Genomic DNA, 14,590 nt, shown 5'->3' with positions numbered 1-14,590 from the left:
TTTTAAATTGTATGTATTTTTGGTATTTACATAAGCATAACGGTTCTTTATAATGCAGGTATGGTTTTAAAAAAATTACCATAGAAATAATAGTAATAAACTTAGAAATACATACAAACACTATTATTACGTATCTTCACCACAGGCTTTTATTATATTTATTTTTATCTATCTATAAAAATGGAGGAGAAAACACAGTGGAACAAAACAACGAAAATCCGAACATTATGGTCGGAGTCGATGAGAAGATTAATTGGAGAAAAGCCTTTTTATTAGGTTTACAACATGTTCTTGCCATGGACTTATATATTGCACCAATCATTATCGCTGGACTATTATCATTAAGTACATCGAATACAACATTCTTTATTCAAATGTGTTTTTTAGCAGCAGGGATGGCGACACTTATTCAAACAATTGGTGGGCTTAAATTGCCAGTTGTACAAGGCCCCTCTTATATTCCAATTGGCGCACTAGCAGCTATTGGAGGAAAACTTGGATTAGGAGCTGTTTTTGGTAGTCTATTGCCTGGCGCATTAATCATTGCACTTCTTGGTTATCCACTAAAATGGTTTGCTAAGGCTGTGAAGAAAGTCATCCCACCTCTAGTAGGTGGCACTGTTATTGTTATCGTAGGGATTTCGTTAATGCCAAGTGCATTTAATAGTATTTACCATGCACCTGGTAACGTTGGACATAATGTTTTCATCGCTTTTGTTTCTGCAGCAGTATTAGTTATTTTCATGTTATTGGGTCGAAAAGCAAAGGGCTTTGGTACATTCTTCCGTTTGACTTCTGTTGTTCTTGCTATTGTATTCGGAACAATTACAGCATCATTTTTCGGTGAAGTTGATTTCTCCTCTGTAAAAAATGCAGCTTGGTTTTCACTACCTAGTTTCTTCCCATTCGGTAAACCAGTTTTTGATTTACAGGCTATTTTAACGATGGTTTTCATTTATTTAGTTGTATTAATCGAAACAACGGGAACATGGTTTGTAGTATCGACGGTTACTGATAGCGAATTAGATGAAAAGAGATTAAATCGTGGAGCTGTTGGAGAAGGTCTTGGTTGCTTTGTTGGCTCACTTTTTGGTGGTACTCCAATGACTGGTTATTCTTCTAATGCAGGAATTATTGCTATCACAAAAGTAGCTAGTAAAAGAGCGATTATTAGCGCAGGAATTATTCTTGTAATCTTAGGCTTAATCCCTAAATTATCAGCAATCATTACATGTGTTCCTGTTACAGTTATCAATGCAATTTTTGGTATTGTTTGTGTTGCCATTGTGATGAACGGATTAAAAGTAATCCAAAACGTAGTAATCAATGACCGTAATATGATGGTTATTGGACTTCCTATCCTTTTAACAGTTGGCACTATCGTTCTTCCACCAGAAATTCTTAACAGCGTACCACCATTTGTGAATTATATTTTATCTTCTGGTACAGCTGTAGGTGCCCTTGCTGCACTAATTCTTAATCTTCTCATTCCAAACGAAGAGGATGCTAAAGTTGCAAAAGTGAAAGAATCTACAGTCCACAACTAATAAAAAATTAAGCATCTTTGATAAAAAAAGGTTGATTCAAAAACAGTTTTGAATCAACCTTTTATTTGTTATAGTTATTCGAACTATCTGCAAAATCTCAACCTTCATTACTTGTTATTCCATCAATTTATTTGATTTCTTTTTCAAAAACAAATAAACAATTATGATCATACTCAGAACAATCACTAAAATGGGATATACATGATATTTTGACAGATAAAATCCAATTTTATGCCACTCTTCACCCAGGATTTTGCCTAAAGTGATAAAAGTAAAGCTCCATAAAAGCGCACCGGTATAAGCATAACCTACGAATTTTTTAAATGGATATTTATCTATAGCAGCTATATATGCAGTAAGATGCCGTACTCCAGGGATAAAATAGCCTATCAATAATAAAGCGGGTCCAATTTTATAAAACAAAGCGCTCGTTTTATCGATTTTTTCTTCTGTAATGTGAAATTTAGGACCAAACTTCTTTAATAAAGGTAAGCCGAATTTGTAACCAACAAAATAGCTAAGCGAAATTCCTCCCGTAGCCCCTATAAAGGCACTGATTAATGAAATTATGTACGATAGCTTTCCTTGGAACACATTATATCCAACATATGTTAAAAGAACTTCATCAGGTATAGGAACTCCAACAATTCCTCCAACTAGCACAATAATGATGCCAAAGTACCCGAAATGTTCAATTAAATAATCCAAATGCTGCTCCACTTAACATCCCACCTACGAATCCAAATTCTTGCTTTTCAATCAGTCGATTGAATTTTCAGCATCCTTTATTTAATTTAGATTGTAGGTTAAATAATGTAAAGTAAATACTATTATTCCGAAAGATTAATGCAATAGTTGCTGTAAATGAAGAAACCCATCAAAAAATTTGATGAGCTTCAGTTCTTCTTTTTTATATTCTTACTTAATAGGAACCCAAATCTCCGAATAATAATCATCACTTGATGGATTTCCTTCTCCGTATACTTCTAATTCTGGTGTTTCAGCTAATTCATATGGGTGAGAAGGAAGCCATTCTTGGAATATCTTTTGCCACATGATCGGCATTGCAGCTGGCATTGCACCATGTACTTCGAAAATTGCCCATTTGGAGGCAGGCACTAAATAGGTTTCAAAATCTCCAGCATATTCACCTTCATGGCTTGCTGCAATCCAATAATCCATTACATTTTTTTCGGTAACTTCACAAATACCTATTAACCCTTGAACTGTACCATCAATTAGCGCTGCTAACCTGCCACTTGTGCCATCTTGATTTACATCTTGCCAAAATTGAGCTATCTTCTTTGATTGTTCCCCATTTGCACTTGAAAAAGTACGCTTTACACCTAACACATGAAAACTATCCTTTTCAATAATCTTATAATTCATTGGTTCCGCTCCTCTCAATTGTACTTGTATGACAAGCTTATTATAAGAATGAATCATATTTGAATGATTTCTTGCATCTGTTGGCTTCATACCATGTTGCTTTCGAAATGCCTTAGCAAATGCTTCAGGTGTTTCGTAGCCATACTTGTATGCTATATCGATTATTTTGCAATCAGTTTCTGCAATCTCTTGGGCTGCCAATGTCAATCTTCTTCCTCTTATATATTCTCCCAGAGTCATCCCCGTTAAAAGTGAAAATGCTCTTTGAAAATGAAAGGAAGAAGAATTCGCAACACTCGCTACTTGTTCAAAATGTAAATCTCTCATCAAATTTTCCTCGATATAGTCAATCGCCTGCTGAATGGATTGTAGCCACATGCTATGATTTCACTCCTTATACATATCTTAAAGATTCTAGATAAAATACGCTGGTCTTTTATTGCTTTTTTTGGACAGTAATTAATTTACTCTCTATACTTTCCAATGCAATTTTGACAAATACAATATTTCCCCTTCAATTCTTTAGGAACCAACTGAAGAACTTCTTTTGGAATATTTTCTTTCATGCACCAACATTGGTATTGTTCATTAGTACTAGCCTTACAATGGTTTTCCTCACCACATATCGGACAATGCTTTTTATCCAGTTGCAAATTTGGCACTCCTTTCAACAGTATCAAACTTCCTTTTCTAATCAATCTATCCATACATAAATTCTACCAAAACGTAGAATTCCCCTTTACCTATAAATTCAAATTATCAAAAAGAGGGTAAAAGTTTGCCCTTTCTTTTAAGAAAAAATCTATATAAAACTACTTTGTATGTAAAGATAGTACCTCTATTTTATGAAGGCTATTTTCAACAAAACAAAAAAGCCTAATTTCTTTAGAAATTGGCCCTTTTCTGGTTATTGGCTAATCCAACACTAATGCACTTCTTAATTGGTAGACCCCAAATTCTAGATATCCTTTTAAACAGGTCAACATATATACCCAGCCCTCTTTATTTTCTAGTATTCGGTTTACAAAATCATCATCATTTTCTTTAAAGCCTTCTTCAATAATTTCAATAATCGTACTCATTTGATCTATTTTTTCGAGAGTAATGGTTACGATATGCGCTTCTCCATCTTCGCCCCATTGAAAAACGATTTTTTCATTTTCTATAATTTCTATTATCGTCAATTCTAGTTGAGCATTGTACTCATCATATCTTACCGTAATGGTCTTGCCCTGTTCCCATCTTTCTGAACTCGTTGAGAACCAAAAATTGCCTATTTTTGAAGGGTCAACAAAGGCTTCGAAAACTTCATAAGCTGGTTTTAATATTTTCATTTTCGTTAGGTTGTTCATCCATTTGTCTCCTCACTTTCCATTTCACTTATAATTTTATAATAGGAATAAATTAATTAGCAAACTAGAAAGATTAAAAAGAACCCCGACTAAGGTCCATTTTAAAAGCGACCTTAGTCGGAGTTCAAATCATAATAAAAGACTGTAAATACCTCTATTATTTCTTCACTATTACTTTTTTAGCTTTACTTGTATTTCCTGCCTTATCTTTCGCTGTTACATACAATGAAGTTCCAGCTTTTTGTTTCTTGATTTTAACTGAAAAGTTTCCTTTACTAGTTGCTTTAGCTTTTCCAATTGTTTTGCTCTTTGCTTTTACTGTTACAGTTGAGCCTTTTTCTGCTTTACCCTTAACAGCTGTTGTTTTACTAGTTACTGTATTTACTTTTGTTGTTGCGGGTGCGATTTTGTCTTTTACCACAACTTTAATAATCTTACTTGATCGTTTTGCTGAATCTACACTTGTAATATAAAGTTTAGTACCAGCTTTTTGTTTCTTGATTTTAATCTTAAATTCATAGTAGCTATCGGCTTTACCTTGGCCAATGATTTTCTTTGAAGCATCCTTAATCACTACATTATCTTTTGGCATAGCATATCCGGTTACATAAGTTGTTTTGTTACTAATTGTATTTACTAAAGGAGCTACTGCTAACTTCTCTTCTTCAACGTATACAGTAAGTGTTGATTTTGCAAGACCAGTTGAATCGGAAATAGTAACTTGAAGTTTTTGTTTTACTTTTTGTGCTGGAATTTTCACTGAGAAAGTTCCTTTTGAAGAAGCTGTTGCTTTTCCAATTACTTTTGTTCCCTTTTTAACTTCAACTTTGGCACCTTTTATAGCATTTCCTGTTACTGAAGTTTTCCCCACAATAATTGGGTTTACTTTTACTTTTAAATCAGCAGTACTTACTGCACTAAATGCATTTAATCTTCCATAACCTGAAACAAGATCACTACCTATAGGAATATATAAATCTTCCGAATCAGCACCACCGGATCCACCGCCGATTATATCTACAATACTACCACTATCTTCTTCTTCATTATCCTTCTCTTCAAATGCTACATTATCGGATGATTCGTGTAAAATTTTACGAATATCGGCTACTTTCAATTTTGGATTTTCTGATAAAAGTAATCCTGCTACAGCCGTTACATGTGGTGTAGCCATTGATGTTCCACTCATATAAGTTACATTTCCATTAGGTACAATACTAGGAATTTTAGTTCCGGGTGCAACTAAATCTAATTCCTCCCCATAATTTGAATAATCAGAGACAATATCTAAAGTATTCGTTGCTCCTACAGATATAACATATTTTGAAGAGGCAGGGTAAGAGATTCCATATTGTCCATCATTTCCACTAGCAGCTATAACAACAACATTTTTTGAAGCAGCATATTGTAGAGCATATTCTAGTACACGGCTATATTTTCCACCTAGACTTAAGTTAATAACTTTTGCTCCATGATCAACAGCATATTTGATACCATAAGCAATTTGTTCTGTATCTCCTGAACCACTTGCATTCAGAACTTTAACAGGCATAATCTTTGCCTTTTGATCAATTCCTTCCATCGAATAGCCATTGTTAGATTCTGCTGCAATAATTCCTGAAACATGCGTACCATGTCCATTATCATCTAACGGAGGTTGATCTTTATCTACAAAGTTTTTACCAATATCTGTACGGACACGATTTTTTAAATCAGCAAGTGTATAATCAACACCTGTATCAACAACTGCGATTAGTGTATCTTTTACATTTCGTTTACTTAAAAGGCTTTGTAACTTATCGTTACGAATATCAGCACCTTTTATTCCTTCATCTCCACCAAGGTTTTTCAATGACCATTGATAGGCTGATTCAATATCATTCGATTGAGCATGATATGTTTGAAGAGGCTCAACAAATTCAACCTCAGGAAGTTTCTCCACTTGTGAAACAGTAGCTTGAAGTGAAGTTGCTTGTGCCTTAGCACTCATTCCTGAATTTTGATTATTCATCTTAACAACATACATATTATCAAATAGTTCATCTTTTTCATCTACAGCTGATAAAGTAGATAACGTGTTACTTCCTTTGATTTTTGATTGAACTGAATTTAATGTTTTACCTTCTTTTAACTTCACAATATATTTACCACTTGAAGATTGTGGTAACTTAATACCTACTCGATTAACAACGTCTACTACTCTTTCACCTGCAAGGCTAGTAAGATTTGCTTTTTTCGATAGACTTTCCATTTCTGTTTTTAATTTAGTTGGTACTGCATCATTTGCGATTTTATATAATGCATTGATAGCTTTAGCTTCGCTTTTGCTAATTACACGAGAGCTACTTGCACCATTTGTGTTTAAATCATCGATTAAAGGTTGAAGAACAACTAAATTATTAAAAAGATCATCTTTAATATTTTTGTTGAATGCTAACTTCGCAAGAACGAATGGCGCTGCTTTATAGTACAGAGATGATAATTGACGACCTTGTTCAGTTTTCGAAAGAATTCCATCACGGAATAAACGAAGATCATTCAACATTTCCTTTGCACTGCTTTTACCGTTTACACTAAATTCAACTGGACATGTTGCTCCTGTTGCATCCTCTGTAATTGGTGGTAATTTTACAGAGCTTGTTTTTAAAGTATAACTAGCATTTCCAAAATCAGCACTATCAAGTGGTGGTGCAACTGAAGTTACTGTTTGGTTTCCTGTTTCATCAATATTTTCTATTAGTCCGTAATACTCAACCTTTATGTAGTAAGTATTGTCCCAAGCATATGGAAATTGAATGATTGCTGGTGTTCCAGGAATTGTTCCTGTAGAATATTGTTCAAAAGTTTGATCTTTCTCTGCATTTTCTTTACTAGAGTAGACAGATACATTCACTACTTGATCACTATTTACTTCTATTTTCAGATGAGAATATTCTGAAATTTGTTCTTTTGTTGGCGTGATTTTATACCAATGTACTCCAGGCTGTTCAAATGTTCCATCAATTGCATTTCCCTCTGTAATAGCTGTTGCATCTGTAATTGATGTCGCAAAGATTGTTTCTGCATGATAAGTTTGCGGAATCATGAATCCAAATATCAAAGCAAAAACAAGTAACCAAGCAGTTACTTTACTTAATTTGTTAACCTTCACATAATAACCCCCTCGTAATTTTTAAGGAAAATCCTTCCTCACTTATCATATCTGTAATTATCGAATACTTCAAAACAATATTTTGTTAATTATATAATCTAAACTATTTTCTTATATTTCAATAAAACAAAATACAAATTTGGAATATTTTAATATATAAACCATTACTTAATACCTAATATTGTAGACTCAATCAAAATCAATTACTACTAATAATAGTCATAACGTTATAGGCTCGTCTTATTTGCCTTTTTGAATGTTAATTGGATGCTGGAAGGAATATGATTGTTTTATATATAAAATTCAAGAATCGTTTAAAAAATCATAAAAAGCCCATGAAATCTACCATTCATGGGCTGACGTTTTCCCTATTTAGCTTTATAAAAATTTCTTAGAATTCTTTTTACCATCATATGAATAGAGCACAAATTTCTCCTCAACAACTGTTCTTAAATGCACAGGGCGTCCCCATAATTGATAAATATTCGGTAGGACATGTTCTAAATATTTAGGATCGAGTTCCATCCCTTCATAGCCGTGAACTAGATACAATTCGCCATTTCTTAAATAATCTCCATTCTCCACAACGATGTATGGGAATCCACCATTCACTCTCATCGATACAAGTTGATCACGTACTGCTCTATAATCTTTGTCTGTAATTCGGTAGTCCAATCCCTTTTTCTCAAATAAATAAAGGTCCTCTTGTTTAACCAAATCTTTGGTCAAATAGTTTCGGATAAAGGACATATCCGATTCAACTTCTCTTACTTCAAAAATTTTCTCACGACCTGAGTTCGGCTTGACTCCTAATCTTTTCATTTCTTCTGTTGGGTTGTCATATCTCTTTTCTATATCTTCATAAATTTTTATCCCTAAATAATATGGGTTAATCGAAGTTTTAGATGGCTGAACAACGCCCGCATTTAACTTCGCATAATCAATTGTTTCAGTCGTTGTTAAATTTAATTCTCTCATGATACGTTGATGCCAGTAAGAAGCCCAGCCATCCTATCGCATAGATGTTTTTTATATGGATTAGTGAACTATTTGTTCCGAATTATGAAATAAAAACCTAACCTATCTACAGTTGAAGTTTATACTTTTTAAACAAATATCCTCCATGAAGTTTACACTTACACAGGACTTCTACATTTATCTTTTTTGTTTGGGTTAAACTTTTTTACTTTGTAATCCTGAATAATCCATCCGTTTGTATCCCAATCTTTTTTTAATGCAACCGTAAAAATATCTAAAGGGTTATGAGCTCCTGTGTAAGTTGTAAACTCTAATTTAGTCTCAAAAAGCCAAGAACCTGGATGATCCAGCTTCTTAATATCAATAATCTTTTCACAAATGGTTCCTATTTCGGAGGCGGTTCCATAATAGTCTTCTATTACTTTTTCCATTTGTGGACGTAAAAGGTCAATTACTACATCTTCTAATAAATTTTCTCGTGTGGCTTTTGTTTCTGTAGGATGGTTAGAAAAAGTTATCGGGGGTAATCTAATCGGTAGCTTGAGTTCTTTTTTTAAATGTTGTTCAGCATCTTCTAATGCTTCTTCCACTGCTACATACCCAATTTCAGGGAGTATTTCTTCAAATGGTTGAGGAAAATCACTTGTATTTGCATATACTGTCCCATTTTTCATCGCAAAGATAACTAATAAGAACAAGATAAGTGAAATGCTTTTGTTCAATTTTACCTCTCCTAAATTATTTTTTAGGATTATTTTCTCCAGCTTAACTACAACTATTCCTTGAACAATCCTATTCTTTAGTACAAAAGTTCAACATAAAAAAGCACCAATTTTTTAGATTGGCACCCCTTTTTAATTTATTTTTTTATTATCTCTTGTTCTTATCCATTTCTTCCCATGAATAGCCTGGTATAGTTGCAATCCATAACGTATCTCCTATGATATCCACATCCATAACGACTAAATCAACCGCATCAAACACTTTTTCAGGTTTTCTTTCGTCTTTCGTGTTGATGGAATAAATAGCTTCACCTCTATGTGTGTATCCGAATAATTTCTCGCCTTTTTTAATGAATTTAACTATCTCTTCATCAACTTTAATTTTTCTCCAATTTCCCTCTTGAAGATCTCGGGTCCAAATTCCACTTTGTGTTGTAATAAATAGCCTATTATTAATCACTATCATATCATTAGGTTCATCATTACGATTCGGCATAGTTATCTCTTTCCAACCATCATTTGTCTTTAGCAAAACCTTCCTTTCTTCTGTTAATCCTACCAAATCACCATTATTCGAGATTTGAATCACAAAAAATGGTTGAGGTACAATGGCTTGTTTCCAATTTTCCCCTTGATTGTTTGTGTAGTAAATCTTTCCATTTGATATCACGGCTATATGGTTGTTGATCGAATAATCAATGCGCTCAATCTTGTGGTCTAATGAAAGGATTTTTGTTCCCTTACTTTTTGATGTAATGCCTGCCCATAATTCTTTTTCGGTTGCTGCGTATAATTGATCATTCTTATTAAACCACGCATGTGTTACATATTTATTAACTAGGAGTTCTGTCCATGATTCTCCGTTGTTATGACTCAATTCAATAAAAGGTTGCTTGGTTGTACTAAATTGTGTTGGCTTTTTGTCTCCCCATACCACTAAATTGTTATTTCTAGCGACAACCCCCATAATCGCCATTCCTTTTTTTGTTACGGTATCGGTACCAATACGTTTGGATATTAAACCTCCACCGTATGGTAATTTATGATCGGCACTGACCACATCTCCATTTTGGGCATTGAATGAAATTGAAGTAAAACGACTATCTCTATCATTTCCAAACACATTTATAATGGGTTTGCCATCGATATTATCAAGTGTAAAATGATATCCTGTTGCCCAATCTTTTCCTTGTTTTAGTCCATATTTATCCTTTGCCAGCTGAAGAACATCGGAGCTATCAAACTTAATCTTATCGTAGGGTATTGTTGGATCCTGAGATTGTTTACCTGGTCTAAACAAGGTGATTTTCTTTTCTGAGATACCAATTAGTACAAAATCATCTGTACCTGGAACCACAAAGGTCATAAACCATTTAAAGCGTTTTCCTGTTTCTCCTCTCGAACCTCCCATCGTTTCATCCACACTGTTTACTCTTGAAAGTGTTGCGTTTACATTCCATTTTTTTGCTCTCTGGAATCCAATGTTAATCGCTTCTTTTAGCGTAGCTTCACCATCTGAAACGATTACTTCACGACCAGCTGCACTTGTAGAGGTAAACAGTATCCCTGTTGGAAATAAAACAAATATCAAAACGTATAAAGTTAATTGGATTTTCCCCATGTTTTTCCACCTAATTTTAATAGTTAAGGTAGTTTGCCCAATTTAATTGGTTTTAGTAAATAAATCGTTCTTGAAATGATATTGCTATTTCCACAAGTGTTAACTGTTTACTTTTTTTCACCAATAAGTGAACAAGAGGCTTACGAATGACTTAATTCAAATAAGTAAAGACTAAATTAAAGAGGTGGTTTATAAATCATGAAAACAATTTTATCAATACAATTTGCTCTTCATACATTATTTTTTGGAGATTTTTCAACAATAACTTTGAATGAATCTAAAAGTTTGGAACAAACAATTTCCCCTTATTATAAATGGGGACAGGTTGCTATTCAAAAGACAAAAGAAAAGTACCCCCAAGCGACAATTATTGATTATTTTCATATAGGAAGAGTTTCTATAACAGACTACTCTGTAGAAAAGTTCAGGCTTTGGTTAAAGGATAACAACAAAGAATTTGGAGTATATGTTGATGTTAAATTAGACAATAAAACCGAACAAATAATCGATGTTAAGTTAAGAGAAACTACTAAGTAACCACATCAAAATAATAAAGCCAACTAAGCGTTCAAATTATCGAATGGATTTTATTAAATCGATAATAATAATACAAAAGGAGGTGATCTTTTGAAGATAAAGTATTTCTTAATAATGATCCTAGCATTTACTTGTTTAAATATTACGTTTGTTCAAGCGAAAGATAATTCAGCAGATGAATTTTATAATTCTTTATCTAAAAATGAGCATCCTTACAAAGAGTATAAAAATGCAACTTTGAATATCAGAGAAAAAGTAAACGGTAGTAATTTAGATGAAATACAAAAGAAATTAGGGAAATACGCTCTCGACTCTTTACCTACTGATTATAAAGGGACAGAACTATATTTTTTTGCTTCTGTATATGAAGACGCTCAAGTACTTGTAGAGAAAGCCATTTTTTACGATATGAAAGGAAACTTTCTAGGAGGAAGTTTTAGTCGTCTAGCTAAAAAAGAGGCTGTATTGAAGGGTGAATTTAAGGGATGGAGCGAACAAGCAGGAACAGAGGAATTTTCCAACGAGAACCCTCGATAACTATTTAGATTTGAAATAGTAAATCCCGATTTTATGATCGAGATTTACTTTTTAGGACTGATTGTTACTAGATAATTTAACCCTAATCTTTTTATCTTCTAACCTGCTCCAGTTGACTTAATAAGATTTTCTTAATTGTTCATGATAAGAGAAAATGGATGGAGGATTTTTATGAAAAAAAGCATGTTAATATTGATTGCCTGCTTAACTCTTTTCTCTTATTCACCTGCCAAAGCTGAAACCGTAACTAAAAATGATGTACAGTTGCGCGATGACGTGATTCTCGCTTTGCTATTTCCCTTTATTGATAAAGAAATCGAGAAACATTATGGCGAACCTAAGCAGTATTATAATGAAGGAATTTTACAAATCAAGAAATTAAGAGAAGGTAGCTATTGGTTTAATGTCACCGTGCAGGTAACAACATTCGAAGGAGCTCATAATCCTCCATATGATTTAGTGACCATTACTTTTAGTAATACGGGTTCTGAAGACTGGCATGCTATTGATTTCAAAAGCAGAAGGTTGAAAGCAAACGAGTAACTCCTTTTAACCCCTTCAACTAAACTGCCCCGTTAATTATGAATCAAACTAATAAAAAGCACGATTCAAATAAAATAGAATCGTGCTCAAATGTGTCAGTTCCCGATTTTTTTGTCATTCAACACATTTGGTTTAAATTCAATTGATTTTGCTTGATACATTTTATCCTTAAACTTATACGTAATTAGAATATCGCCTATATTCCCACCTGCTGGAGAAATTTGACCTCCGATTTTTGCAATAAGTTGATTGTCTTTTATTTCAAAGTTGATAATATTGCCAAAGTAAATATCAGTAAAGAGATGTTCGGGTTTAATACCTAAAGGTTTAATATCAATTGTATATTTCTTGTCGCCTATACTAATATTAGCCTTGTTGGATGATAAATCGGTCTTTACGTTTTTTAATACAATTGCAATTGGGTCATCAACAAGGATTTCAACTGGAACTTTAACAAGCTTCTTATTTAAGAGTTGATTTTGGATATGGAAAACGTGAACTTCTCGTTCTAATATGCCAGTACCAGTACCCTTGGTCAAAATTATTATTAACTCATTTTTTCCATCCTTATTGATGTCCTCATACATAATTTGAGGGGACCACGTAGGACTTGTTGTATTTATCCAATAAGGTCTTGTAAGAACTCCGCCTTGAAAATCAATTTTAAAATCTGTATATACTCCATTCATCTTTTTAGCATAAAGAGTAACATCCGCTTTATCAGACTTTGCAATTTCATCATATCCATTTATCATTGCTTTAGTTTCTGTTAAACCAGTAAAAAGAGAAATGGCAATCATTAATATAAGAACTTTTTTCATAAGAAAACACCTCATATTTAGTGTTCTCTATAACTGACTGTTTATTCCACTAAACTCCGTCGTTAAAGAATTTGTTCTGCAAATATTCAAAGACCTTTAATTGACAATTACAATAATCGTAAAACTCGACCCATGACTAATGGATCGAGTTTTAAATATGATTTTAATTTGTTGACTGCCAAACATATCGTTGAATGTCAGTACCCGCCTTTGTTGTCATTCAACAACAAGTATTTCTCATCTATTATGATTTTACTATCGTAACATTATTAGAATAATTACCCCTGTACCGAACTGTTAAATCACGATACTATCCCTTTGCCGAACCTTATTTTGCAACAATGAAATTCCTTATAAATAATTGAGTATCAAAGCCTTGATATATATAGGACAAGCCTATTTTTTAGGACAAGCTGTTTCGGCAAAGGGATAGGGTCGGGATCCCAACCCTATCCCTTTGCCGAACTGCGAAATGCTTACTAATAGCTGTTCCTATCCCATTGCCGAACTTTACTACCTGTTTACCACTTGTCCTAATAATTCAAAGATTATCTTTTATTAGCTTCATAACATTACTATAATAAAAACTGCCAAATAATTTTACTATGGTAACTTTACTAAAGGTTTAATTCAGAGCTATGTTAATTAACTCTGTTGACAATACACTTTGAACTAATGATTAGAGGGCGTTTGTCACTTATGAAAAAAAACAAATAAAATATTAGAATTAAGGAGGAGAGAAAATTGGAGATAGAAGTAGGTTATTTTCCAAAGAGTTACTATGACTCAAACCCTGAAGCTGGAGGGTTTTTCCCCTTTGCGTTAGAAGGCACTACACCATATGTTTTCTCTATTGATAGCTTAGATGAAGCAGTATGTGATAGGAATTTAATCTCTTGGTGGATGAAAAATATTAAATCATTTCCACTTTATTTTTGTTCTGAAATTCCTTCCTATTGGAAAGATGAGTTTGAACAAACTTGCAAGGAATTCAATATCAGTTGCAGATACTTAACTAAGAAAAAGAAAAGATCCGTTCTAGTTGCTGAAATCCAGACCGAAAAGCAGTTTCAGGAGATTTTCCCTATCTACTTTAGTCTTGGTAGTGAGAATGAATTAGCTTTATGGTCCACAAAAAAAGATATATTTAGTGTAGAAAAAAGAAAATGGAAAGGAAATTGGGGAAACGAAATTGCAGAAGCAATAGTAGTTAAAGTAGAAGATGATACAAGCATCTTTTGGATTGGCTATGATGGAGACGATATTGTAATTATCTCAAACCAATCTCATTTCTCAACATATGAAAAAATAATCAAAACTTTTCCCGAATTTGTGGTTCCTAAGCTATGTGAATATGAGTAATTACAAGATGTAATACATCAATCTTATTTA

13 protein-coding genes and 1 pseudogene are annotated in these 14,590 nt (G+C 33.2%); 5 read left to right on the top strand and 9 right to left on the bottom strand.

The window, feature by feature from the left end; translation table 11 throughout:
- Nucleotides 1-197: 197 nt before the first annotated feature.
- On the top strand, nucleotides 198-1,547 hold the full coding sequence (locus ABE048_RS12120; protein ID WP_430311530.1) for a uracil-xanthine permease family protein: 1,350 nt from the start codon (nucleotides 198-200) through the stop codon (nucleotides 1,545-1,547).
- 114 nt (nucleotides 1,548-1,661) lie between these two features.
- Here ABE048_RS12120 and ABE048_RS12115 read toward each other — a convergent pair whose 3' ends face one another.
- The 8 genes and pseudogenes from ABE048_RS12115 to ABE048_RS12080 all read right to left on the bottom strand — a co-directional run bounded on the left by ABE048_RS12115 (nucleotide 1,662) and on the right by ABE048_RS12080 (nucleotide 10,760).
- A complete protein-coding gene (locus tag ABE048_RS12115; protein ID WP_430311529.1) occupies nucleotides 1,662-2,267 on the bottom strand; it encodes a DedA family protein in 606 nt (201 codons plus the stop codon).
- A 198-nt stretch (nucleotides 2,268-2,465) separates the two neighbouring features.
- On the bottom strand, nucleotides 2,466-3,314 hold the full coding sequence (locus ABE048_RS12110) for an AraC family transcriptional regulator (protein ID WP_430311528.1): 849 nt from the start codon (nucleotides 3,312-3,314) through the stop codon (nucleotides 2,466-2,468).
- Between the two features lie 86 nt (nucleotides 3,315-3,400).
- Nucleotides 3,401-3,589 carry a cysteine-rich CWC family protein gene (locus tag ABE048_RS12105; RefSeq protein WP_430311527.1) on the bottom strand — a complete coding sequence of 63 codons (189 nt, stop codon included), beginning with the start codon at nucleotides 3,587-3,589 and terminating at the stop codon, nucleotides 3,401-3,403.
- Between the two features lie 261 nt (nucleotides 3,590-3,850).
- On the bottom strand, nucleotides 3,851-4,288 hold the full coding sequence (locus ABE048_RS12100) for an SRPBCC domain-containing protein (protein ID WP_430311526.1): 438 nt from the start codon (nucleotides 4,286-4,288) through the stop codon (nucleotides 3,851-3,853).
- A gap of 157 nt (nucleotides 4,289-4,445) precedes the next feature.
- Nucleotides 4,446-7,439, bottom strand: coding sequence for a S8 family serine peptidase (locus tag ABE048_RS12095; protein ID WP_430311525.1), 2,994 nt, complete (start codon nucleotides 7,437-7,439; stop codon nucleotides 4,446-4,448).
- A 378-nt stretch (nucleotides 7,440-7,817) separates the two neighbouring features.
- Nucleotides 7,818-8,450: pseudogene (locus ABE048_RS12090) on the bottom strand (SpoVR family protein); the annotation flags it as partial.
- A 125-nt stretch (nucleotides 8,451-8,575) separates the two neighbouring features.
- Nucleotides 8,576-9,139, bottom strand: coding sequence for a DUF3888 domain-containing protein (locus tag ABE048_RS12085; protein ID WP_430311524.1), 564 nt, complete (start codon nucleotides 9,137-9,139; stop codon nucleotides 8,576-8,578).
- Nucleotides 9,140-9,287: 148 nt separating this feature from the next.
- Entirely contained in the window at nucleotides 9,288-10,760 is a 1,473-nt protein-coding gene (locus tag ABE048_RS12080; protein ID WP_430311523.1) for a WD40/YVTN/BNR-like repeat-containing protein, read from the bottom strand.
- A gap of 198 nt (nucleotides 10,761-10,958) precedes the next feature.
- Here ABE048_RS12080 and ABE048_RS12075 point away from each other — a divergent pair, with 198 nt between their 5' ends.
- The 3 genes from ABE048_RS12075 (at nucleotide 10,959) to ABE048_RS12065 (ending at nucleotide 12,377) form a co-directional block, all read left to right on the top strand.
- On the top strand, nucleotides 10,959-11,297 hold the full coding sequence (locus ABE048_RS12075; protein ID WP_430311522.1) for a DUF3889 domain-containing protein: 339 nt from the start codon (nucleotides 10,959-10,961) through the stop codon (nucleotides 11,295-11,297).
- Between the two features lie 90 nt (nucleotides 11,298-11,387).
- Entirely contained in the window at nucleotides 11,388-11,834 is a 447-nt protein-coding gene (locus tag ABE048_RS12070; RefSeq protein ID WP_430311521.1) for a hypothetical protein, read from the top strand.
- A 171-nt stretch (nucleotides 11,835-12,005) separates the two neighbouring features.
- Nucleotides 12,006-12,377: a DUF3888 domain-containing protein gene (locus ABE048_RS12065; protein ID WP_430311520.1), complete on the top strand. Its 372-nt coding sequence runs from the start codon at nucleotides 12,006-12,008 to the stop codon at nucleotides 12,375-12,377.
- Nucleotides 12,378-12,472: 95 nt separating this feature from the next.
- Here ABE048_RS12065 and ABE048_RS12060 read toward each other — a convergent pair whose 3' ends face one another.
- Entirely contained in the window at nucleotides 12,473-13,198 is a 726-nt protein-coding gene (locus tag ABE048_RS12060; RefSeq protein ID WP_430311519.1) for a hypothetical protein, read from the bottom strand.
- Nucleotides 13,199-13,942: 744 nt separating this feature from the next.
- Between ABE048_RS12060 and ABE048_RS12055 the strand changes: the two genes are divergently transcribed.
- Nucleotides 13,943-14,560 carry a hypothetical protein gene (locus ABE048_RS12055; RefSeq protein ID WP_430311518.1) on the top strand — a complete coding sequence of 206 codons (618 nt, stop codon included), beginning with the start codon at nucleotides 13,943-13,945 and terminating at the stop codon, nucleotides 14,558-14,560.
- The last annotated feature ends 30 nt before the right edge of the window (nucleotides 14,561-14,590 follow it).

Origin of the sequence: Rummeliibacillus pycnus (assembly GCF_050459865.1) — a bacterium.
Classification (GTDB): Bacteria; Bacillota; Bacilli; order Bacillales_A; family Planococcaceae; genus Rummeliibacillus; species Rummeliibacillus pycnus_B.
Note: the sequence above shows the minus strand (reverse complement) of the source record. Positions and strands in the feature narration are given on the sequence as shown.